We start from the raw sequence: 20,782 nt of genomic DNA, 5'->3' as shown, positions 1-20,782 counted from the left end.
CCCGTCACCGAAAATCGGCTCTCCCACGCATTGACATGATCAAGCTGCCCTCTCCCGAACCTCTTCACCGCGCCATTTCGCGCTTCGGCAGCGCCACCGTGCTGGTGGTCGGCGATTTCATCCTCGACCGTTTCGTCAACGGCGTGATCGAGCGCATTTCGCCGGAAGCGCCGATCCCCGTGCTGCACGGGCGCGGCGAAACGCTGGCGATGGGGGGCGCCGGTAATGTCGTGGCCAACATCGTTTCGCTCGGCGCTGCCGTCATACCGGTCTCGGTGATCGGCGTTGACGAGGCCGGCAAGAACCTCATGCGCATGCTCGGCGAATTTGGCGTCGACACCGGCGGGCTGGTGCAGGATGCCGATCGCATGACGTCGTCCAAAAGCCGCTTCAGCGCGCTCAACCAGCAGGTGCTGCGTTTCGACGAAGAGGAAATCAAGCCGCTGGGCGATGCCGAGCGCGCGACATTGGTCGAGCATTTTCGCGAAGCGCTGGCACGCGCCGACATCGTCATCCTGTCCGACTATGGCAAGGGCGTGCTACTCGACGGCGTCGCGGGCGAGCTGATCTCGATCTGCCGGCAAGCGGGCAAGCCGGTGCTGGTCGACCCGAAGGGCCGCGACTATGCGCGTTATGCCGGCGCGACGGCAATCACGCCCAACCGCAAGGAACTCGGCGAGGCGGTCGGCCACGCAGTGTTTGCCGATGACCAGATCGAGGCGGCGGCGCGCCAGCTGATTTCGGCGCACGGTTTCGATTTCGTCGTCGCGACGCGCAGCGAAAAGGGCATGAGCGTCGTCGGTGCGGACGACGCCCGCCATATCGCCACGCAGGCGCGCGAAGTGTTCGACGTTTCGGGCGCCGGCGACACGGTAATCGCGACCTTCGCGCTGGCTCTTGCAGCAGGGGCTGATCGTGTCTTGGCCGGATCGATCGCCAACGCCGCCGGCGGCGTCGTCGTCGGCAAACGCGGCACCGCGCGGCTGACGATCGAGGAACTCACCGGTGCGCTGTTTCGCTCGCATGGTCCGGTCGCCCACAAGGATGCCATCCTCGATGCCGCGGCCGCGGCGCGGCTGGTGGCAGCGTGGAAGGACGAGGGCTTGAGCGTCGGCTTCACCAATGGCTGTTTCGATATCCTGCATGCCGGCCATGTCAGCCTGTTGCATGCGGCGCGCAGCCAGTGCGACCGGCTGGTGCTCGGTCTCAACAGCGATGCCTCGGTGCGCCGGCTGAAAGGGCCGGGGCGCCCGGTCAACGACCAGCATGACAGGGCCTGCGTCCTTGCAGCACTTGCCTCGGTCGACGCCGTCGTCATCTTCGAGGAGGATACGCCGCTTTCACTGATCGAGGCGCTGAGCCCGGACATACTGGTCAAGGGCGCCGACTATACTGTCGATCAGGTGGTTGGCGCCGATGTCGTGCAGAAGGCCGGCGGGCGCGTCGTGCTGGTCGATCTCGTCGCCGGCAAGAGCACGACCGGCACCATCGGCAGATTGCGCGCCGGGAACTGAGGGTTTCATGTCCGAACTGAACGATTACCTGGCCCGCTCGGCGGCCGCGATTTCGGCGATGGTCGAGCGCGACCTGACCAGCGAGATGGAGCGGGCGGTCAGCGCCGTCGTCGCCGCGCTTTCGCAGGGCAAGGCCCTGCTGATCGCAGGCAATGGCGGCTCGGCCAGCGACGCCATCCATATCGCCGGCGAGCTGGTCGGCCGCTTCCTCAGGGAGCGCAAGGCCTATAACGTCATCGCGCTGCCGGCCAACGCGGCGGTGCTGACCGCCTGGGGCAATGATTACGGCTTCGACACGGTGTTTGCGCGCCAGGTTGAGGCGCATGGTTCGGCAGGCGCCGTGCTGCTCGCCATCTCGACCAGCGGCAATTCGCCAAGCATCCTCGCCGCCGCCCAGCAAGCGCGCATGATGGGCATGACGGTGGTCAGCCTGACCGGCGACACCGGCGGCAAGCTGAAGCCGCTCTCCGACATCCTGCTCAACGTACCCTCGACCTCGACGCCGATCATCCAGCAGGGGCATTTGTGCCTTTACCACCATCTCTGCGAACTGGTCGAAACGCGCCTCTGCGACGCAGGGTGATTGCGCCAGGCCGGTAGAGGCCGTCAATTGTCAACGGGGAGAAGTAGCCGCAACGCTGGCGACCCCTCTCCCCGTCCTTCACGGGGAAGGTAAGGTGAGGCCAGCGCCAGTCTGTATTATTTGACGCATAGCCACATTTTGTTCTTGCTTTGTGCCGGCAGCTATGCTACTAATTCAACTACGGTGATGATTCCCACCGACGATCCGCCCGCCGAGGCGGGTTTTTTGTTTCCGGGTTTTGTTTCTCCGGGGCTTTGCCTGGTCTCAAGCCGAAAACGCCACCAACCCTTCGTCCTTGACCCGGCGGATGGTCAGCGCGGTTCGCACCGTATCGACATTGGGGGCCGAGGCCAGTTCCTCGATGACGAAGGTCTGGAAGGTGCCGAGATCGCTCGCCACGCAGTGCAGCAGGAAATCGGATTCGCCCGACACCATCCAGGCATCGCGCACGATCGGCCAGCCGCGGGTGCGCTCGGCGAAGGTCTTGAGCTCGGCGTCGGCCTGGTGGTGTAGGCCGATCAGGCAGAAGGCGACGACGTCGAGGCCGAGTGCCGGAGCGTTGAGCAGGGCACGGTAGCCGCGGATGATGCCGGCCTCTTCCAGCCGCCGGACGCGGCGCAGGCACGGCGGCGCCGAAATGCCGACGCGGCTCGACAGTTCGACATTGGTCATGCGTCCGTCCTGCTGAAGCTCGCGCAGGATCTTCCAGTCGATGGCATCGAGATCGGCCTTGATCGGCATGGCGGCTTCCGTGGTGACGCGAAAGAATCTTTCGCGACTTTGTAGTTAAACGACTTTGCTGTCTATTCCATCCGCTGGATCGAGGATTTTCGCAGCATCTTGCTGCGGTTGCTTGTCGCCGTCGCCGGCGCCGAAGCTTTCCGGGGACGAACGGCAACTTGCCTTGCTGGCGTCGCAGGCAACACTTACATTACGCGCAACAATCGACGAGAGTTCATGCCACAATCCATGGCTGCTCCCCGCAGAGGCTTTTCATGATCACCAAGCACGCGCCTGTTCTCATCATCGGCTCCGGCCCCGCCGGCTATACGGCGGCAATCTATGCCGCCCGCGCCATGCTCAAGCCAATGCTGGTCGCCGGCCTGCAGCAGGGCGGGCAACTGATGATCACCACCGACGTCGAAAACTATCCGGGCTTCGCCGAACCGATCCAGGGTCCATGGCTGATGAGCGAAATGCTCAGGCAGGCCGAGCATGTCGGCACCGACATCGTCAACGACATCATCACCGAGGTCGACCTGAACGTGCGGCCGTTCCGCGCCAAGGGCGATTCCGGCACGATCTATACCGCCGACGCGCTGATCATCGCCACCGGCGCGCAGGCGAAATGGCTGGGCATTCCGAGCGAACAGACCTTCATGGGTTTTGGCGTCTCCGCCTGCGCCACCTGCGACGGCTTCTTCTATCGCGGCAAGGATGTCGCGGTGATCGGCGGCGGCAATTCGGCTGTGGAGGAAGCGCTCTATCTCTCCAACCTGGCCAAGAGCGTCACCGTTATCCACAGGCGCAGCGATTTCCGCGCCGAGCGCATCCTGCGCGAGCGGCTGCTGCAGAAAGACAATGTCCGCATCATCTGGGACACGGTGGTCGACGAGATCACCGGCAGGCCCGGCAAGGCGCCGCTGCCGCCGTCGGTCGAAGGGCTGAAGCTGCGCAACGTGGTGACCGGGCAGGAGATGCATCTGGTGGTCGACGGCGTGTTCGTGGCGATCGGCCACGCGCCGGCGGTCGAGCTGTTTGCCGGCAAGCTGAAGCAGAAGCCGAACGGCTATCTGTGGACGGCGCCGGATTCGACCCGCACCGATATGCCGGGTGTGTTCGCCGCCGGCGATGTGACCGACGACATCTACCGCCAGGCGGTGACGGCGGCCGGTCTCGGCTGCATGGCCGCGCTCGAGGCGGAAAAATATTTGGCGGGGATCGAGGTTCACCGCGAAGCGGCGGAGTGATTGTTGAACAAGCGGCTGAGACAAGCCGCGCAAAAGCCTGATTTTTCATTCAGACGCCAAAACAGGCGGACGCCAGAAAACAGGACGAGGGGAAATCATGGCGTTGGATTGGGACAAGCTACGCGTGTTTCACGCCGCGGCGGAAGCGGGGTCGTTCACCCATGCCGCGGAAACACTGCATTTGTCGCAATCGGCGATCTCGCGGCAGGTCAGCGCGCTCGAGCATGACGTCGGCGTGCCGCTGTTCAATCGCCATGCCCGCGGCCTGGTGCTGACCGAGCAGGGCGAGATGCTGTTCCGCACGGCACACGACGTGCTGATGAAGCTCGAAACCATCAAATCACGATTGACCGAAACCAAGGACCGGCCCTCCGGCGTGCTCAGGGTGACGACCACGGTCGGCCTCGGCGCCGGCTGGCTGACCGAGCGCGTGCAGGAATTCATCGAGCTCTATCCCGAGGTCAGCCTGCAGCTCATCCTGGCCAATGAGGAGCTCGATCTCACCATGCGCCAGGCCGACTGCGCCATCAGGCTGCGCCAGCCGCAGCAGCCGGACCTCATCCAGCGCCGCCTGTTCACCGTGCATTTCCATCTCTACGCGGCGCCCTCCTATGTGAACAAATACGGCAAGCCGAATTCGATCGCCGAGCTGAAGGCCCATCGCATCGTCACCTTCGGCGTGCCGGTGCCGGCGCATCTGTCGGAACTGAACTGGCTGGAGACGGTCGGCGATTTCGAAGGTGGGCAAAGGGTGCCGACGCTGCAGATCAACGACATCCTGTCGATCAAGCGAGCGGTGCAGGGCGGCGCCGGCATCGCCATGCTGCCGGATTATGTGGTCAGCAAGGATTCCGGGCTGGTGCAGTTGTTGCCCGAAACCGAAGTGCCGTCCTTCGATACCTATTTCGCCTATCCCGACGCGATGAAGAACCAGGCGAAGCTGCATGTCTTCCGCGATTTCATCATCGCCAAGGCGCGCAGCTGGTCGTTTTAGTTACCAGTGCCGCTCGTCGACTTCTGAGCAACGTCGGGCGATGGCGAAGGCTTCGGCGAATTCGTCCTTCTTCCCGTCACTATACGTGGAGAAGATGGCGGCAGCCAGATAAGGGGCAGCGCCAGCCTTTGTCGCACTTGCCCTTCGATGGGCAGTCCTGATGCCCCCTCATCGCCCTGCCGGGCACTTCTCCCCGTATGGTGACGGGGAGAAGGAGCTGTCTCACCGGTTTCGCCAATTGTCGGCGTCCAGAAATTAGCCGCGCCAAGGCGTCAGCCGGGGCAGCCAGCCTGGTACGGCCCGGCGGTAGGCTTCGTATTCGGCGCCGTAGCGGCGGGCAAGCGTCGGTTCCTCATATAGTTTCACGAAGGAGATCATGGCGGCCGCGGCGATGACTAGATAGGCGGCGACCGTCCCGCTCGAAAACAGCAGTGCCTGGCCGAGGACGATCGACAGCACGGCGACGTACATCGGGTTGCGGACATGGCGATAAATGCCGCCGACGACCAGCCTCTCGGTCGGCGCGACCGGGGCTGGCGTACCCAGGCCCTCCAGGGCAAAACGGGCAAAGGCGTGCAGCAGCACGATTGTGCCGGCCACAATCAGCAGCCAGCCCACAGGAACGAAACCGGGCAGTCTCGACCAGGGCAGGCGATAGCGATCGGTCAGCAGCCAAGGCAGCAGTCCGGCGACCACGCCGGGCGCTGCCGCAAGGAAGATGACGCTGCCGGCGATCGCCGAAGTGGCTCGCATATAGCTCTCCTTACGGGTGCGGCCTTGAACGGTCTCCTGCAAAGCGCTTCAGGTCTTGTCCGGCATGTAACCCAAACCGCTACACCCTCAGGTCAAGCTCGATGGCGGGCTTTTTGGGCGGCATGCACCAGCAAGGTCTGGCTGCCGAAAAAACAAACGCGTGCTGCACGATTCCACGTCATTCTGCGTTTTTCGACTTTCCGAGCAGGAATCGCTGCTGATTCGCGGCTGCGGATCGATTTTTGCCTTGCCGCACGCTGTATTTCAGCGATTCAACTGGTCCTATTGCGCTTCGGGACGGATTAGACCACAGCCGGCGCCTTTTTGCATGTGAGTGTTGCAAAATAGATGCTTGTTTCTTGGGCATGAAGAGCACATATATAGATCATCTCCTGAGCGCGTTCTCCTCCCATTAGCGCTCTCGAGTGTTCCCCTCTGGAGGTTAGCCTTAACAGGCACTTCCAATCAAACTCAGCCGGGTCTTCATTGATCCGGCTTTTTTGTTGCCCGAAACCAACACTTCGCCGGAAAATCGGCCGGAACTGGCGCGTAACAGTGACATGTAACCTCGGGTAACATGCGTTGGCACGCCAAATCGGGTAAGCAGAGCATAGGACGCGGTGTGGCTCGTCCGGGGGATGGGGGCATCACTCGGACGACCCGGGCTCAGGCAGCTACCGCGTCCGAACCATCCTCCGCCGCCAGACACCGGCGGCAAGCATGCGGCGGACCTGCCGTTTCGCCTCCCACGAAGTCGGTCCGCAACGAAACGGCGCCCGAATGATCCGGGCGCCGTTTCCTTGTTTGCTTCCTTGTGTTCTGGCCGCCGCAAGCTGCTGTTCAGGCGGCCTTGCCGTTGGCGTTCAGCGCTTCGTCGGCCAACCGCCCGGTGAGTTCGGCCATGTGGTCGAAGACGGCCCGATAGCTGGCGACACCAGCCGTGGCCGAGCGCAGCTCGATGATGAGGTCGCCGATCTCGGCCTGCGGCATGGTCGCCTCAACCACGTCCCATCCCGGCCAGTCGGGCCGTGCGTCGTAGCCGAGGATCTGGCCGCGCCGCTGCGGGATCAGCGCGATGATCTTCGACGTCGCATCGGACGGCGTGACGATCTCGACCTTCATCACCGGTTCGAGCAGCACCGGCGAGCAGGCGGCCATGCCTTCCTTCATCGCCAGCTTCGCCGCCATCTGGAAGGCCATGTCGGAGGAATCCACCGCATGGTAGGAGCCGTCGGAAAGGTTGACGGCAACATCGACGACCGGAAAGCCGAGCGGGCCGGATTTCAGGTAATCGCGCACGCCGGTCTCGACCGACTGGATATAGGTCTTCGGCACGACGCCGCCGGTGATCGTATCGGTGAACTGGAAACCGGACCCGCGCGGCAGCGGCTTGATCTCCAGCACTACGTCGCCGAACTGGCCGTGACCGCCCGACTGTTTCTTGTGGCGGCCGCGCTGCTGCGTCGCTTTGCGGATCGTCTCGCGATAGGGCACGGCCGGCACATGGCCTTCGACCGGGATCTGGTTCTTGCCTTCCAGCCGCTCGCGCACGACGCGCAGATGCATCTCGCCATGACCGGACAGTACGGTTTCGGCTGAATCCTGGTTGTGATGCAGACTGAGCGAGGGATCTTCCTCGGCCAGGCGCTGGATGGCCGCCGACATCTTGACCTCGTCCTTGCGCTCTTTCGGCCGCAGCGCGAAGGCGAAGACCGGTTGCGGCGGGGTCAGCGTGACCAGCGGCTTGATGCCGCCCTTGGTCGAGTTAAGCGTCTGGCCGGTCCTGACGGCGTCCAGCTTACCGAGCGCCACCGTGTCGCCGGCCTTGGCCGAAGTCAGCTTGACCTGGTCCTTGCCGAGCATCTTGTAGATGCCGGAGACCTTTGCCGTCTCGCCGCTGGGAAGGAACAGCTCGGCGGCGTCGGCGACCTGACCGGACAGGATGCGCGAGACCGACAGCTTGCCGCCATGCGCGGTGTGGATGGTCTTCATCACCTGGACCACGGTGGCATTGCCGTCGGGAGCGCCGAGACGCTGGCGCGTCGCCGCGATATCGGGTGCGTCGTGACGGATCGCCTTCAACAGGCGCAGCACACCGTTGCCCTTCTCGGCGGTGCCGATCAGCACCGGCGTCACCGTGCCGTCGCGCAGATCCGCGGCGAGGTCATCGAAGATCGCGTCCTTTGGCGGTTCGATCTCATCCAGCAATTGCTCCATCAGGCGGTCGTCATGGTCGGCGAGCGTCTCCAGCATGGAAAAGCGCGCCTCGAGCTCGCGCGCCTTGTCGTCGCTCGGGATCTGGGCGACCTCGCTCTCGGCATATTCGCGATAGATGTAGGCACGCTCCAGAGCGAGGTCGATCGAGCCGATGACGACGCCGTCCTTGCGCAGCGGGATCTGGCGCAGCAGCAATGGCACCGAGCTTGCCGGCTGCAGCATCTTCAGCGTGTCGCGCACGCCTGATATCGCCTTGTCGACCTTGTTCACGAACAGCATACGCGGCACGCCGAGATCGTCGAGCTTGCGCATGATCAGCTGCAGGGCAGGGATCTTCTTCTCGTCAGCCTCGGCGACGACCACGGCGACGTCGCAGGCAGCCAGCACCGGCTCGGCTTCGAAGGAGAATTCGATGGAGCCGGGACAATCGACGAAGGTGAACGGCTCGCCCATGAAATCGGTGGTGGCGAAGGTCGCCTCGACGCTCATGCCGTGAGCGCGCGCTTCGGGCGAATGATCGGAAACGGTATTTCCGGACGAAACGGGATTCTGGCGGGGAATGGCGCCCGTACGGGCGAGTATGGCTTCGAGAAGTGTCGTCTTACCGCTTGCGAAGGGACCGACTATGGCAATGCATTTCGGTCCCGTGCGTCGTCCTCCGGCGCGAGTACCCATGGCTGACCTCCACTCAGGCGTTTCCCTGTGAGCGGCGGCCGGCCTGTCGGCCGTCGCGGGCGAGGCTTTTTTCAATTTGCCACCTACCCAAAGGGCATCGTCCCACGGGCAGGCCGGGAGGGCAAGGGATTTGAGGTTGAAGGGATTTGAAGTTGGGGCCGGTTCAGCCGGTGCCGGTTCGGCGCGACGCCAGTGGCGTTGCCTCGACGCGCTGTACTGCCACCGTCTCGGCAAAGCGCGCGAGCAACGGGTTGAACAGGTCCGCACGCTCCCAAAAAGGCGCATGCCCGGCACCGGGAATGATGTGGCAATGCTCCCACAGCGAGCCGCAGGCGAGCGTTTCAAAATAACCGAGCCGGACGAACGGATCGTTCTCGCCATTGACGATAGCGACCGGAAACGCGGCTTGCTCGACCACTTGTCTCTGGTCGGCGCCCTTGCCGGTGAGCATGCCGCGCGTCACCGCGGCGCGCAGCCGGCCGTCGGTGCGCAGGATGGTTTTGCGAAAGGACGGGTCGGCGGTATCGCCGAAGCAGAGCGTTTCGAAGCGCTCGGCATCGCGTTCGGAATACGTCTTTTTTGACGCCAGCAGCATGTCCCAATGCGCGTGGAAGCCGCGCAGCATGCCGAAAGGGCCCTTCGATACCGGCGGCGCGCCGGTCAGCATCAGCCCGCCGACGGCGCGGTGAAAACTCGCGAGCTCGATTGCCACGTGCCCGCCAAGAGACCAGCCGAAGACAACGGCGCGACCGATGCCCAAGGCATCGAGGAGCTGAGCCGCCGATTGGGCAAGGCCGGCGATGGTATAGTCCGTCGCCGGATCGCGGGCGTCCGACGATTCGCCATGGCCGGGCAGGTCGAAAGCAATCAGCCGATGGGCGGCGGCCAACGGGCTGTCGAACTGGCGGGCGAATACGGTGCGCGAACTGCCCGAGCCGTGGATCAGGACAAGCGGGATGCCGGGTCCCGACGACTGGCTGAGGCGCAAATCCGCTTGCGGCGTGCGGATCGTGCGGTGGGAAACGGCCATATCCGGTTGGACCTTCGAATTGTCTCGAGGTCAACATCGCATGCTGAGGTCACCATGTTGTTTAGAACGGTGGTTAAGAAATGATTTCTCGGTTTCTGCCGGCTATGATGGCCGAATCCACCACAGCTAACCCCCGGAGCCTGATGATGGAATCCACGCTCGACCTTCTCCTCTCGATCAGCAGCATCGCGACGCTCGGCCAATATGCCTGGTCGATGCGCGGGCATTTCCAGTCGCCGAGCATGTCTCAAGGCGCCATGATCATTTCGGCCGTCGTGGTCGGCACGGCGCTGTTCTTTCTGGCGCTGCTGTGGATCGAGCGGCAACCGGTTGCAGCGAAGATCGGCGGGTTTGCCGTCGAACTGGCAAGCTCGGCGCTGTTCTGGTGGGCGATCTCGGTTTCGCGCAAGGCGCGGCTGCGTTTCGCGTTTGATCCGGACAATCCCGACAGCCTGGTGACCGAAGGCCCTTATAGCCATGTCCGTCATCCGTTCTACACATCCTACATCATCTTCTGGATCGGATGGGGTATCGCGACCTGGTCGGTGTGGGCGGTCGTGCCGGTCGCCGGCATCGTTGCGATCTATGTGATCGCGGCCTTGGACGAAGAGCGAAAATTTTCACGTACAAGGTTGGCCGGTGCCTACCAGGCCTATAGCGGACGTGCCGGCCTGTTCTGGCCGCGTTTTGCCCGCAGCCGGCAGGAGATGCAGCCGGCATCGGACGAAAGTGGTAGTCTCTAAGACACTGGATTGGATCGAGGATTTGCGACGATGAAGATTATTGGCTGTGGCAGCGTGCCGACGATTGTTGCGCCGGAAAAATACTTCACTGGCCGGGTTTTGCAGACGCCGATCATCGAGAAGGAGGCACCGGCGCGGCTACGCGCCACACTGGTCAGTTTCGAGCCCGGCGCCCGGACCCACTGGCATACGCATCCGCTCGGCCAGACGCTCTACGTCACGTCCGGTGCCGGTCTCGCGCAAAGCTGGGGCGGGCCGATCCAGGAGATCAGGGCCGGCGACGTCGTCTCCTTTGCGCCCGGCGAAAAGCACTGGCACGGCGCCGCGCCGAAATCGGCGATGACGCACATCGCCATGCAGGAGGCGCTGGAGGGCGTGCATGCCGACTGGCTGGAGAAGGTCAGCGACGAGCAGTATTGCGGCTGAAACGTCTCAGACCAGCGCGGCGGTGAAGCGCTGGATGCGCGTGCAGGCTTCTTCGAGCAGAGCCTCCGACGTGGCGTAGGAGATGCGGAAGTTCGGGCCGAGGCCAAAGGCCGAGCCGAAAACAACCGCCACGCCCTCGGCCTCGAGCAGTTCCGAGCAAAAGGTTTCGTCACTGTCGATCACCTTGCCGCTCTTGGTCGTCTTGCCGATCAGCTGGGCACAGGAGGGATAGACGTAGAACGCACCCTCCGGCGATGGGCAGGTGATGCCGCGTGCCTGGTTGAGCATCGAGACGACGAGATCGCGCCGGCCCTGGAAGATCGCCTTGTTCTTCGGGATGAAATCCTGCGGCCCGTTCAGCGCTTCGACCGCCGCCCATTGGGCGATGGTGCAGGCGCCGGAGGTCTGCTGGCCCTGGATCATGTCCATCGCCTTGATCAGCGGCACCGGGCCTGCTGCATAGCCGATGCGCCAGCCGGTCATGGCATAGGCTTTCGACACGCCGTTCATGGTCAGCGTGCGCTCATAGAGCTTAGGCTCGACGTCGGCGATGGTCTTGAAGACGAAGTCGCCATAGGTCAGGTGCTCGTACATGTCGTCGGTCAGCACCCAGACGTGGGGATGCTTCAACAGTACGTCGGCCAGGCTCTTGAGCTCCGCTTCGGTATAGGCGGCGCCCGAGGGGTTCGACGGCGAGTTCATCAACAGCCATTTGGTGCGCGGCGCGATCGCCTTTTCCAGCACGGCCGCCGTCAGCTTGAAGCCGTTGTCGATCGAGGTGTCGGCAAAAGTCGAGGTGCCGCCGCAGATCGCCACCATTTCGGGATAGCTCACCCAGTAAGGCCGCGGGATGATCACCTCGTCGCCGGGGTTCAGCGTCGCCATGAAGGCGTTGAACAGGATCTGCTTGCCGCCGGTGCCGACGATGGTCTGCTCCGGCCGGTAGTCAAGATTGTTCTCGCGCTTGAATTTTTTCGCGATCGCCTCGCGCAGCGGCACGATGCCGGAGACCGGCGGATATTTAGTTTCGCCGCGGCGGATGGCCTCGATCGCGGCGCTCTTGATGTTGTCGGGGGTGTCGAAGTCCGGCTCGCCGGCGCCCAGCCCGATCACGTCGCGGCCGGCGTTTTTCAGCTCGCGCGCCTTCTGCGTCACCGCGATGGTCGCGGAAGGCTTTACGCGGGAAAGGGCGTCGGCAAGAAAGGCCATGACAGATATCTCCAGGAAGGACCGGCGCGGCGAAGGCGCCGCGGCGCCTCTCATGTCGCATCATCTGGTCAAGCGCAAGCCCAGCGCAGGCATTGTCGAATGAGCCAGCGCGCAATGCTGGCAACAATAAATTCATCAACGATCGGTAAAAGCTTGAACGGCAGGGACCGTAGCCGGTCCGCCTGTCTCGCATAGCGAGGAACCGTGACGCGCAGCATCGAGCTTGCCCATATCGTCCGCCATGATGACGGCACCGCCAGCGGTGTCTGGGGGGTCTATACGCTGCAAAGCGCTTTCCAGCCGATCTTCGCCTTCAACAAGGGCAAGCTGTCCGTCGTCGCGTTCGAGGGGCTGATCCGGCCGTTCCGCGAAGGCGAGCCGCAGCCGCCAATGAGTTTCTTCAACAGCTGTCCGGCGGTCGATCGCCTGCATATCGAGGCGCTGACACGGACGCTGCACCTGCTGAACGCCGGCGCCTGCCTGCCGCGAGACGCCTCCATCTTCATCAACTTCGATCCATCGGTGTTCACCGATCGCAGCATCGCCGACAAGGCGCTGCGCGACATGCGGCTGGTGCTGCACGAGGCCGACATCGATCCGCGCCGCGTCGTCTGCGAGGTCACCGAGCAGAAATCGGCGTCGCAGGAAACGCTCTACAATTTCGTCGAGGCGCTCAGGGGCAATGGTTTGCGCATTGCGGTCGACGATTACGGCGCCGACGAATCCGACATCAATCGCATCAAGGAACTCAGGCCAGACATCGTCAAGTTCGACGCCGACTGGATCATGACGCTGATGGAGTCCGGTGCCGGCTTCGCCTTGCTGACCGCCATGGTGACAAGCTTCGAAGAGCAAGGCATCCGAACGGTATTCGAGGGCATCGAGACGGGCTGGCAGCTCGAGCTTGCCGAAAAGTCGGGCGCCTCGATGGTGCAGGGCTATGTGCTGGCGCGCCCCGAGCTTGCGCCAACCAGCTTCCACGTCTTCGACAAGAGCGGGCAGGCGGCCGCGGTGCCGGCCGATGCTGAGAAGGTTTCTGCGGCCGTTTCGCCATCGCGGCGGCCGATGCGGGCCTTTGGCCGCAGGGTGACATCGTGACCGGGCGGGCCGACATGCGGCGCAAGGTCGGCGAGGCGATCTTTGCCGACGAGGTCGGCATCGAATATGGCGTCTACGGCGCATTCCGGCTGAGGAGCGCCTACCAGCCGGTCTTCGCGCCGCGCGGCAGGTTTCTCGCCGCCGTCGCGGTCGAGGGACTGATCGAGCCGCATCGTGCAGGCAGGCCGGTGGCGCCGCAAATCTTCTTCGAAGGTGTGCCGGCAGCGGATCGGCTGTTTGTCGAAACCATGTGCCGGGTGCTGCATTTGCGCAACTTCCGCAACATCGGCGTCGACGGGCTCGACCTGTTCTTCAACTACAATCCGCTGATAAACGATGACCCCGCACGGGCGCTGGCCGAAATCAGGCTGATGACCAGGCATCTGGCGGATTTCGGCCTGCATCCCGGCATGCTGGTCTGCGAGATCACCGAGCAGGCTGCCGGCGACAAGGTGCTTGTCAGCCTGGCGCGCGAGATGCGGCGCGACGGCGTCCGCATCGCCATCGACGATTTCGGCACCGGGCATTCTACCGAAGAAAGGGTCGCCCTCGTGCAGCCCGACATCGTCAAGATCGACGGCACCTGGTTCGCCGAATTCTGCCGCCATGCCGCCGCCGAGCGGTTTTTCCGGCCACTGGTTTCGACGCTGCACGATCGCGGCGCCAAGGTGCTGGTCGAAGGCATCGAGAACGCCACGCATCTGCGCGTCGCGCTGGATGGCGGCGTCGACCTGCTGCAGGGCTTTTACCTTGCCCGGCCGGCGCTGGCCGGTACGCTGTTCGACGAGGAGCCGCTGTCGATCGACAGGCTGCTTGGCAGGGATAGCAACGTCATCCCCTTGTTCGGCTAGGATATGCCGATATTCAAGTGATGCCGGCCTGCGAACGGGGGGTCCTGCGCTTCCGGTGCTCACGTACCCAAAAAGTACGCTCCGCTCCGGTTCTCGGAACCCGCCCTTCTCGGCTCGGCCTGACTTGAATCTCGACATATCCTGTAATGCATCAGCGGCGCTGATGGTTACGCCAAAACAAATCACTGGATGAAGCCGCCGCTGCCGCGATAGAGGCTGGATCAAGCCTTGAGACGGGTGGTTGCGAGCAAGGGGAGCATCGATGATACTCTATGGAATGATCGACAGCGGCAATTGCTACAAGCCGCGCCTGTTGATGGCCAAGCTCGGCATCCCTTTCACCAATGTCGAGGTCAGCTCGCATACCGGCGAGACGCGCAAGCCCGACTATGTCGCCAAGAACCCGAACGCCATGGTGCCGCTGCTCGAACTCGACGACGGCCGGCGGCTGGCCGAATCCAACGCCATCCTGCTCTACCTCGCCGAAGGCACGCGGTTCCTGCCGGCGGACAGATACGAACGCGCGCTGGCCTATCAGTGGCTGTTCTTCGAGCAATACAGCCACGAGCCTTATATCGCGGTGCGCAGGGCGCTACTGACCTTTCCAGAACGCGCGAAAGACGCGACACCCGAGCGGCTGGCGGTGACGCTGGAGCGCGGCAATAAGGCGCTCGGCGTCATGGACCAGCACCTGGCCGGGAGCAGCTTCTTCGCCGGCAGTGCGCTCAGCGTCGCCGACATCGCGCTCTATGCCTATACGCATACGGCCGAGACGGGCGGGTTTCAGCTCGACGCCTATCCGGCGGTTGCCGCCTGGCTGCAACGGGTCGAGGCCGATCCGGGGCATGTGCCGCTGGACTGGTTGCCTTAGTCATGCTTGTCGCCGCTTCGCGGCTCGCTCCGGGCGTTGGGCTTGTGGCCTTCGGCCAGTGGCGTGAATGCTCGCACGCCTTTGCTCAACGAGGGCAGTTTTGCGTAGGCCTCCCAAAACGAGGGAGTGGCAAAATGATTCACAGAGGCCGGGTCCGGCCGGCGCGATGATCAGCCAAGGCCTGCTCGGCAAGCTTGTCCAGCCTGCCGCCCTTGGCGTCGGCTTCGATCTCCCGGTCCCACATGTCGGCTTGCAGCGCCTCGAACCATGCGGCAAACGCCTTGAGCTCTTCGGGGCCTTAGTTCGGCGACGGATTTCTCAATCTGTTCAAGCTTGCTCATGGTCGATGGTACAATGACCGGGGTAAAAACAACCACAAAGTGGTCCCATAGGACCAAGGCGACGGTTCACCGGATTTCAGACAGCAAAAAGGCGGGACAAAATCCCGCCTTCCCATGCTTGGTAGCCTGATCGGGAGCGTTTTGGCCGGGCCGGCAGCAATCTGCTGCTTCGGCTTGTCGGGTCTTTCGCTCCGGCGCGCTTCTCGCGCGACCGCCAGTACATCCGTGACTTGCCGCGCGCCCCGGGCTATCGCCCGGCGCGCGCCATTTTCAAGATCAGGCCGCCTTGCTCAGAGATCCAGCGGACGACTTGCCAGTGCGGCGGTCCTGCTCGATCTCGAAGTTGATCTTCTGGCCTTCGACCAGGGTCGACAGTCCAGCACGCTCGACTGCGGAGATGTGGACGAAAACGTCCGCGCCGCCGCTATCAGGCTGAATGAAGCCGAAACCCTTGGTGGAATTAAACCACTTGACCGTACCTGTTGCCATTTCGATAGTCCTTACGTTTGCTTTAGTTTGACTGGACCGAAACCCAGCCGGTTTGTATCGAGATTTTGGAGATAGAACGTCAGCAAACGCGAATATCGCGAGGCCCGGATCGATCGGCCGAAATATCAATGGACCGCATATAATATGCCTTCGCGCAAAAAACAAGACGGGGCGGAAAATGGCACGGCGGCAACGCTGCCCAACGGCCGCCCCAATCGCGTGAGAGCGTCGTCGTTGCGCGCCTGACGCGGGAGGATCGCGCCGGCTTCGGGCGCGACTGGGTTTTGGGGAGAGGGACATGAAAATCGTTCTGCTTGCCGCTTGCCTGACGCTGGTGGCCGCCGAGGCGCAGGCGGTCTCGCGCTACGACCCGACCCGCATGAGCTGCGGCAAGGTGCAGGCGACGATCGCGCGCGAGGGGGCGGTCATCCTGCGCTACAGATCGACGCGCGTGCCGGGCCTGGCGCTCTACGACCGCTATGTGCGGAGCCAGCAATTCTGCGACATCGGCGAGGTCAGGGCGCGGGCCTCGGTGCCGAGTGCCGATACGAATTCGTGCACCGTCTACAAGTGCAAGCGGGTGGAGATCGACCGGCGCTTCCGCCGGCGCCTGCTTCCGGATTAGGCTGGTCGAGATGGTGCGCGGGGTGCCGGCCTCACCTGAATATCAGCACAGCTAAAACCCGAACGACACCTGCGCTGGGGGCGGCGGGCCGACGCGTACGCCTTCCATTGCCAGCATCTTTTCCTTGGTAACCGAGCCGCCGGGGGCGGAAAATCCGCCGATCTTGCCGCCGGCGGCAAGGATGCGGTGACAGGGAATGACCAGAGGCACCGGGTTGGCGCCGAGTGCCGCGCCCGTCTCACGCGCCAGCCCGGCATGGCCGGCGCGTTTGGCCAGTTCGCCATAGGTGGTGGTTTCGCCGAAGGCGAGCTTTCGCGCCGCGTCATAGATCGCCAGGCGGAACTCGTCGACGCCGCTGAGATCGACCGGCACGCCGGAGAAATCGATATCCTCGCCGGCGGCATAGGCCTTGATCGACCCGATCAGTTCGGCAACCCATTGCGGTTCGGGTTTCGCTGCCTGGTCGACGTCTGCGGCATGCCGCAGCAGCCGGCGCTCGACCGCGTCGCGATTGCGCTGCGGCAGGCAGAGCCGGGTTAGCCCGGCATCGCTCCAGGCGATGCCCATGAAGCCGAGCACGGTTTCGAAGACCGCGTGGCCGGCGGTGGCATGAGAGGCGTCCATGGCGCTGCTCCTTTCCGGAATCCTTCGAAGTACAAATCCAGAACAATATCGCATTTCCCGGCCCGGCTCGCCACCCGAAAACCACCGGGTACCGCGGATTGCCCGAGGAAAGATGCTGGTGTAAGGACTTCTTAACACCCGACGAACCGGACCCGAGCGCCGCTTGCCAGCAAAATTCCTCTTTCCCGTCCTAGCGGCGGTGTTGGCCGTGGCCGCTCTCAGCGGCTGCACCTCGACTTCGCCGGCGACCCCGGCACCGGCCTTCACCGAAAATGCGGCCAACACCGATGCCGGCTTCACGCTGGCGCTGCCCGACACTGTTTCGGTGCTGCCGGAACCGTCCGGCGCCGCCCAGACAGCAGCACTGCCGGTCGAGTCTGCGGCCGCCTTTGCCGGGCCGACACCGCTGGCGGCAACTGCTCCCGCCGTCATGACCACCAGTGCCCAGCCAGCCACCGCGGTGGCTGCCGTCGCCATGCCGGTCACCGGCCAGACTGCCGCCATGCCCGGCGTTCAGCCGGTCGCCTACACGGTGCCGCAAAACCCGGCCGTTCTGGCCGCGACCGACCCGGCGGAGGGCCAGTCGAACGCCGGCGCCCGCAGCGAGATCGAGCGGCTGATCGAGAAATATTCCGCGCTGTACGAGGTGCCGGTCGATCTGGTGCGCAGCGTCGTCAACCGCGAGAGCACCTTCAACCCGAAAGCCTACAATCACGGGCATTGGGGGCTGATGCAGATCAAGCACGCGACGGCGCGCGGCATGGGCTATGACGGGCCGGCGAGCGGCCTGTTCGACGCCGAGACCAACCTGAAATATGCGGTGAAATATCTGCGCGGCGCCTGGCTGGTGTCGGGCGGCAATCCCAAGCGCGCCGACCGGCTCTACCAGAGCGGCTACTACTATGACGCCAAACGCAAGGGGATGCTGGGCGAAACCGGCCTCGGCAGCGACAGCCTGCGCCGCCGCATGCAGCCCGATGCCTGAGCCGCGCCCACCGGCGCCGAACGACATAAGACTGCGCAAGATCCTCGACGACACGCTTCTGGCGCCGCGCTGGCCGGAAGGTTTTTTCATGCGCGGCTTCGAAGCCGCCGATGCGCTCGCTTTGCATGCACTTTTGACCGCGGTGTTCGACGACGGCGCCGATGGGCCGTTCGACGAATGGTGGCCCCGCATTTCGGGCGACGCGGAATTCGATCCCGCTTTGTGTTTCCTGGTCATCGACGGCAAGGGGCGGTTGGCGGGCGCGGCGCTCTGCTGGGCGACGGGGTTCGTCAAGGATCTTGCCGTTCATCCCGAGGCGCGCGGCAAGGGCATAGCCGAGGCGCTGATGCGCTACGCGTTTGCGGTGTTTCAGGCAAGGGGTGCGGCGCATGTTGATCTCAAGACCAATACCGTCGAGAACGCGGCCGCGGTCAGGCTCTATCAGCGGCTGGGGATGATCGAGGTGGATTGGGCGGGGTGAGGAGCGCCGTTCGTCCTTTTTGAAGGCGGCAGCCCGGGTTCTTGTCGCCACGGCGCCTGCGCAAAAATGTCGGAACCGTTTCGCGCGATGCGTCCTTGGGAGGCAAGGCGCGTTGCCACGAACGGCGCGCCGCCAAAAAGCACGGCAGATGGAGATGACGATGATCAGCTTTCCCAACGAGTCCCAGGAATACCGCACCGCCCGCGAAAAGCTGCTGCGGAAGGAAATCGAGCTGCGCCGCGCCATGGAGGATGTGGCGGTCGCCCGCCGCGCGCTGCCGACGGGCGGGCTGGTGCCGCAGGATTATGTGTTCGACGGGCTCGGCACGGACGGCAAGCCGGCCAGGATCAAGCTTTCGGAACTGTTTGCGCCGGGCAAGGACACGCTGATCGTCTATTCGATGATGTTTCCGCGCCATCCGCAGGAGACGCGCGACGTGGCGACGAGCGGCGGCACGGCGAAGCTGCCCAGACCGGACCAGCCTTGCCCGTCCTGCACGGCGCTGCTCGATCAGTTCGACGGCGCCATTGGCCACCTCGAGGCCGCCGGCTACAATTTCGCTGTCGTGGCCAAGACCGCGCTGGAAAACCTGCTGACGCTCGGCCGCGACCGCGGCTGGAAAAATATGCGGCTGGTCTCGTCGGCCGGCAACAGCTTCAAGCGCGACTATCACGCCGAGGCCGAGGATGGCGCGCAGCTCCCCGTGCTGTCGGTGTTCCACCGCGACGGCGACGGCATCCGCCACTTCTGGAGCTCCGAACTCGGCTTCGCGCCGCCCGAACCCGGCCAGGATCCGCGCGCCATAGGCACCTGCGAGATCCTGTGGAACCTCATGGATTTCACGCCGGAGGGCAGGGCGCAGAGCTGGCAGGAGCAGCTGCAGTATGGGGAAGGATGCTGCCACTAGCGTCGCTCGGCGCCGCCCTCATCTGCCTGCCGGCATCTTCTCCTCGTAGAGGGACGGGAGAAGGGGGCTGGCGGCAAACTCAGCTCCCTTTCTTAAACTCTGGAGATTGGCGAAATGCGTGGCGACGGCAACCTTTCTCCCCGTCACTATACGGGGAGAAATGCCCGGCAGGACAATGAGGGGCGGCGCAGACCCTATGTGATTTGACGCTGCGGCGCGCTGACCTACCCTCTAATGCCGGAACCGAGGAGACGAGCGATGCTGTCACCTTTCAACCGGAGCGTCGCGCTGGCAGCCGCGGTGATCCTTGCCGCCGGCACCGCAGCCTATGCCCATCATGGCTGGTCGTGGACGCAGGACGGGTTCTTCGAGCTCAAGGGCAGGATTACGGCCATCTATATCGGCAACCCGCACGCCACGCTGGATGTCGACGCGAAGGGAGAGGCCTGGCGGGTGGAGATGGCGCCGCCGTCGCGCACGATCGCCGCCGGCTTCACCGAGGAGGTTGCCAAGGTCGGCGACGATGTGACCGCGATCGGCCACCGCTCGCGCGACGAGAGCGAAAAGCGCATGAAGGCGGTCCGCATCATCGTCGGCGGCAAGACCTATGACGTCTATCCCGACCGCGTGCCGCCGGCCTGAATGGACGGGTTTTTCGCCGGCATCGAGCAACTCGCCTTGGTGCGGGGACTGAGGGCCTCCTTCGTCGCCTACCCCATAGTCAATGCGGTGCACATCATGTCGATCGGCGCGCTGCTGACCAGCGTCGGGCTCATGGACCTCAGGATCCTGGGCGCCTTCCGCTCGCTGCCGCAGGCGCCGTTGGTCGCGCTGCTGCGCCGCACGGCGTTGAGTGCGTTTGCAGGCGCGCTTGTGACCGGGGCGCTGCTGTTTTCAGTCAGGGCGAGGGAGTATGCGGCGATGCCGGTTTTCCTCGCCAAGCTGGCGCTCATCCTTCTCGCCGGCGCCAACTTCCTCGCGTTTATGCGGGTGTGCCGGGCAAGGGGCGGAGAGGAGCCGGCGGGTGGGGGCGCTACCGTGCTGGCGGTGGTTTCGCTGATGCTGTGGACGTCCGTGCTTTTCGCCGGACGAATCATCGGGTTTCTCTAGGAAATCGGGCGTGGGCACTGGCCTTCGCCGACCGGCAGAATAGTCTCCAAGCAATCGCGGAGTCGGCGCAGGCCCCCTCATCCGGCCGCTTCGCGGCCACCTTCTCCCCGAGGGGAGAAGAGGTTGGCGCCAGCGCTTCAAGTCTCCTCTCCCCTCGGGGAGAGGTCGCCCGAGCGAAGCGGAGGGCGGGTGAGGGGCTTTGCGCCAACGTCGATCCCAATCCATGGAGATCGTCATGACCAAGGAAATCGTCGAAGCGCCGTAATGGCACGAGCGGATACTCGTC

22 protein-coding genes are annotated in these 20,782 nt (G+C 64.0%); 15 read left to right on the top strand and 7 right to left on the bottom strand.

The window, feature by feature from the left end:
- The first annotated feature begins 35 nt into the window (after positions 1-35).
- Together rfaE1 and NKH78_RS01095 are read left to right on the top strand one after the other, a co-directional pair.
- Entirely contained in the window at positions 36-1,514 is a 1,479-nt protein-coding gene (gene rfaE1, locus NKH78_RS01100; RefSeq protein ID WP_352740169.1) for a D-glycero-beta-D-manno-heptose-7-phosphate kinase, read from the top strand.
- 7 nt (positions 1,515-1,521) lie between these two features.
- Positions 1,522-2,097 carry a D-sedoheptulose-7-phosphate isomerase gene (locus tag NKH78_RS01095; RefSeq protein WP_352477858.1) on the top strand — a complete coding sequence of 192 codons (576 nt, stop codon included), beginning with the start codon at positions 1,522-1,524 and terminating at the stop codon, positions 2,095-2,097.
- A gap of 264 nt (positions 2,098-2,361) precedes the next feature.
- On the opposite strand, the gene NKH78_RS01090 is transcribed toward NKH78_RS01095, so the two are convergent.
- Positions 2,362-2,838 carry an Lrp/AsnC family transcriptional regulator gene (locus NKH78_RS01090; RefSeq protein WP_023678347.1) on the bottom strand — a complete coding sequence of 159 codons (477 nt, stop codon included), beginning with the start codon at positions 2,836-2,838 and terminating at the stop codon, positions 2,362-2,364.
- A gap of 254 nt (positions 2,839-3,092) precedes the next feature.
- On the opposite strand from NKH78_RS01090, the gene trxB reads away from it, so the two are divergent.
- Together trxB and NKH78_RS01080 are read left to right on the top strand one after the other, a co-directional pair.
- Positions 3,093-4,067, top strand: coding sequence for a thioredoxin-disulfide reductase (trxB, locus tag NKH78_RS01085; protein WP_254819256.1), 975 nt, complete (start codon positions 3,093-3,095; stop codon positions 4,065-4,067).
- 97 nt (positions 4,068-4,164) lie between these two features.
- Positions 4,165-5,061 (top strand): LysR family transcriptional regulator, encoded by an 897-nt coding sequence (locus NKH78_RS01080; protein ID WP_023719100.1) that lies wholly within the window; start codon positions 4,165-4,167, stop codon positions 5,059-5,061.
- 255 nt (positions 5,062-5,316) lie between these two features.
- Here NKH78_RS01080 and NKH78_RS01075 read toward each other — a convergent pair whose 3' ends face one another.
- The 3 genes from NKH78_RS01075 to NKH78_RS01065 form a co-directional block, all read right to left on the bottom strand.
- The gene (locus tag NKH78_RS01075; RefSeq protein WP_352740171.1) at positions 5,317-5,814 is read right to left on the bottom strand and encodes a methyltransferase family protein; all 498 of its coding nucleotides are present in this window, start codon (positions 5,812-5,814) and stop codon (positions 5,317-5,319) included.
- Between the two features lie 840 nt (positions 5,815-6,654).
- On the bottom strand, positions 6,655-8,706 hold the full coding sequence (locus NKH78_RS01070) for an elongation factor G (protein WP_352740173.1): 2,052 nt from the start codon (positions 8,704-8,706) through the stop codon (positions 6,655-6,657).
- A gap of 163 nt (positions 8,707-8,869) precedes the next feature.
- Positions 8,870-9,736, bottom strand: a complete 867-nt coding sequence (locus tag NKH78_RS01065) for an alpha/beta fold hydrolase (protein ID WP_352881613.1) — start codon at positions 9,734-9,736, stop codon at positions 8,870-8,872.
- 143 nt (positions 9,737-9,879) lie between these two features.
- Between NKH78_RS01065 and NKH78_RS01060 the strand changes: the two genes are divergently transcribed.
- The gene (locus NKH78_RS01060; protein WP_352506733.1) at positions 9,880-10,479 is read left to right on the top strand and encodes a methyltransferase family protein; all 600 of its coding nucleotides are present in this window, start codon (positions 9,880-9,882) and stop codon (positions 10,477-10,479) included.
- Between the two features lie 30 nt (positions 10,480-10,509).
- Positions 10,510-10,905 (top strand): (R)-mandelonitrile lyase, encoded by a 396-nt coding sequence (locus tag NKH78_RS01055; RefSeq protein WP_352740174.1) that lies wholly within the window; start codon positions 10,510-10,512, stop codon positions 10,903-10,905.
- Positions 10,906-10,911: 6 nt separating this feature from the next.
- Here NKH78_RS01055 and NKH78_RS01050 read toward each other — a convergent pair whose 3' ends face one another.
- Positions 10,912-12,114, bottom strand: a complete 1,203-nt coding sequence (locus NKH78_RS01050) for a pyridoxal phosphate-dependent aminotransferase (protein ID WP_352506735.1) — start codon at positions 12,112-12,114, stop codon at positions 10,912-10,914.
- Between the two features lie 204 nt (positions 12,115-12,318).
- Between NKH78_RS01050 and NKH78_RS01045 the strand changes: the two genes are divergently transcribed.
- The 3 genes from NKH78_RS01045 to NKH78_RS01035 all read left to right on the top strand — a co-directional run bounded on the left by NKH78_RS01045 (position 12,319) and on the right by NKH78_RS01035 (position 14,934).
- Entirely contained in the window at positions 12,319-13,212 is an 894-nt protein-coding gene (locus NKH78_RS01045; protein ID WP_352822144.1) for an EAL domain-containing protein, read from the top strand.
- A complete protein-coding gene (locus tag NKH78_RS01040) occupies positions 13,209-14,063 on the top strand; it encodes an EAL domain-containing protein (protein ID WP_352477841.1) in 855 nt (284 codons plus the stop codon). The genes NKH78_RS01045 and NKH78_RS01040 overlap by 4 nt, the downstream gene beginning before the upstream one ends.
- 262 nt (positions 14,064-14,325) lie before the next feature.
- Positions 14,326-14,934: a glutathione S-transferase family protein gene (locus tag NKH78_RS01035; RefSeq protein WP_352506738.1), complete on the top strand. Its 609-nt coding sequence runs from the start codon at positions 14,326-14,328 to the stop codon at positions 14,932-14,934.
- 617 nt (positions 14,935-15,551) lie between these two features.
- Here NKH78_RS01035 and NKH78_RS01025 read toward each other — a convergent pair.
- The gene (locus tag NKH78_RS01025) at positions 15,552-15,764 is read right to left on the bottom strand and encodes a cold-shock protein (RefSeq protein ID WP_023678332.1); all 213 of its coding nucleotides are present in this window, start codon (positions 15,762-15,764) and stop codon (positions 15,552-15,554) included.
- Between the two features lie 298 nt (positions 15,765-16,062).
- Between NKH78_RS01025 and NKH78_RS01020 the strand changes: the two genes are divergently transcribed.
- Positions 16,063-16,389, top strand: a complete 327-nt coding sequence (locus NKH78_RS01020) for a hypothetical protein (RefSeq protein WP_352477837.1) — start codon at positions 16,063-16,065, stop codon at positions 16,387-16,389.
- A gap of 51 nt (positions 16,390-16,440) precedes the next feature.
- Here NKH78_RS01020 and NKH78_RS01015 read toward each other — a convergent pair whose 3' ends face one another.
- Complete coding sequence (locus NKH78_RS01015) at positions 16,441-17,013, bottom strand: methylated-DNA--[protein]-cysteine S-methyltransferase (protein WP_352740178.1); 573 nt, start codon at positions 17,011-17,013, stop codon at positions 16,441-16,443.
- 208 nt (positions 17,014-17,221) lie between these two features.
- Here NKH78_RS01015 and NKH78_RS01010 point away from each other — a divergent pair, with 208 nt between their 5' ends.
- The 5 genes from NKH78_RS01010 (at position 17,222) to NKH78_RS00990 (ending at position 20,496) form a co-directional block, all read left to right on the top strand.
- On the top strand, positions 17,222-17,998 hold the full coding sequence (locus tag NKH78_RS01010; RefSeq protein WP_352822148.1) for a transglycosylase SLT domain-containing protein: 777 nt from the start codon (positions 17,222-17,224) through the stop codon (positions 17,996-17,998).
- On the top strand, positions 17,991-18,479 hold the full coding sequence (locus NKH78_RS01005; protein WP_352704194.1) for a GNAT family N-acetyltransferase: 489 nt from the start codon (positions 17,991-17,993) through the stop codon (positions 18,477-18,479). Before NKH78_RS01010 ends, NKH78_RS01005 begins: the two co-directional genes overlap by 8 nt.
- Before the next feature lie 160 nt (positions 18,480-18,639).
- Positions 18,640-19,386, top strand: coding sequence for a DUF899 family protein (locus tag NKH78_RS01000; RefSeq protein ID WP_352740181.1), 747 nt, complete (start codon positions 18,640-18,642; stop codon positions 19,384-19,386).
- 258 nt (positions 19,387-19,644) lie between these two features.
- Complete coding sequence (locus tag NKH78_RS00995; protein ID WP_352740182.1) at positions 19,645-20,028, top strand: DUF6152 family protein; 384 nt, start codon at positions 19,645-19,647, stop codon at positions 20,026-20,028.
- The gene (locus NKH78_RS00990; protein ID WP_352740184.1) at positions 20,029-20,496 is read left to right on the top strand and encodes a hypothetical protein; all 468 of its coding nucleotides are present in this window, start codon (positions 20,029-20,031) and stop codon (positions 20,494-20,496) included. It abuts the gene before it with no gap.
- The last annotated feature ends 286 nt before the right edge of the window (positions 20,497-20,782 follow it).

Source organism: Mesorhizobium sp. M0910, assembly GCF_040319465.1.
GTDB lineage: Bacteria > Pseudomonadota > Alphaproteobacteria > Rhizobiales > Rhizobiaceae > Mesorhizobium.
This window is presented reverse-complemented; position numbering and strand designations above follow the sequence as displayed.

Bases quoted from the DNA above. Each gene is read 5' to 3' on its own strand.
- NKH78_RS01080 (WP_023719100.1), top strand. From the start codon at position 4,165: ATGGCGTTGGATTGGGACAAGCTACGCGTGTTTCACGCCGCGGCGGAA.
- NKH78_RS01050 (WP_352506735.1), bottom strand. From the start codon at position 12,114: ATGGCCTTTCTTGCCGACGCCCTTTCCCGCGTAAAGCCTTCCGCGACC.
- NKH78_RS01060 (WP_352506733.1), top strand. From the start codon at position 9,880: ATGATGGAATCCACGCTCGACCTTCTCCTCTCGATCAGCAGCATCGCG.
- NKH78_RS01065 (WP_352881613.1), bottom strand. From the start codon at position 9,736: ATGGCCGTTTCCCACCGCACGATCCGCACGCCGCAAGCGGATTTGCGC.
- NKH78_RS01055 (WP_352740174.1), top strand. From the start codon at position 10,510: ATGAAGATTATTGGCTGTGGCAGCGTGCCGACGATTGTTGCGCCGGAA.
- NKH78_RS00995 (WP_352740182.1), top strand. From the start codon at position 19,645: ATGCTGTCACCTTTCAACCGGAGCGTCGCGCTGGCAGCCGCGGTGATC.
- rfaE1 (WP_352740169.1), top strand. From the start codon at position 36: ATGATCAAGCTGCCCTCTCCCGAACCTCTTCACCGCGCCATTTCGCGC.
- NKH78_RS01035 (WP_352506738.1), top strand. From the start codon at position 14,326: ATGATACTCTATGGAATGATCGACAGCGGCAATTGCTACAAGCCGCGC.
- NKH78_RS00990 (WP_352740184.1), top strand. From the start codon at position 20,029: ATGGACGGGTTTTTCGCCGGCATCGAGCAACTCGCCTTGGTGCGGGGA.
- NKH78_RS01000 (WP_352740181.1), top strand. From the start codon at position 18,640: ATGATCAGCTTTCCCAACGAGTCCCAGGAATACCGCACCGCCCGCGAA.
- NKH78_RS01025 (WP_023678332.1), bottom strand. From the start codon at position 15,764: ATGGCAACAGGTACGGTCAAGTGGTTTAATTCCACCAAGGGTTTCGGC.
- NKH78_RS01090 (WP_023678347.1), bottom strand. From the start codon at position 2,838: ATGCCGATCAAGGCCGATCTCGATGCCATCGACTGGAAGATCCTGCGC.
- trxB (WP_254819256.1), top strand. From the start codon at position 3,093: ATGATCACCAAGCACGCGCCTGTTCTCATCATCGGCTCCGGCCCCGCC.
- NKH78_RS01020 (WP_352477837.1), top strand. From the start codon at position 16,063: ATGAAAATCGTTCTGCTTGCCGCTTGCCTGACGCTGGTGGCCGCCGAG.
- NKH78_RS01015 (WP_352740178.1), bottom strand. From the start codon at position 17,013: ATGGACGCCTCTCATGCCACCGCCGGCCACGCGGTCTTCGAAACCGTG.
- NKH78_RS01005 (WP_352704194.1), top strand. From the start codon at position 17,991: ATGCCTGAGCCGCGCCCACCGGCGCCGAACGACATAAGACTGCGCAAG.
- NKH78_RS01075 (WP_352740171.1), bottom strand. From the start codon at position 5,814: ATGCGAGCCACTTCGGCGATCGCCGGCAGCGTCATCTTCCTTGCGGCA.
- NKH78_RS01095 (WP_352477858.1), top strand. From the start codon at position 1,522: ATGTCCGAACTGAACGATTACCTGGCCCGCTCGGCGGCCGCGATTTCG.
- NKH78_RS01070 (WP_352740173.1), bottom strand. From the start codon at position 8,706: ATGGGTACTCGCGCCGGAGGACGACGCACGGGACCGAAATGCATTGCC.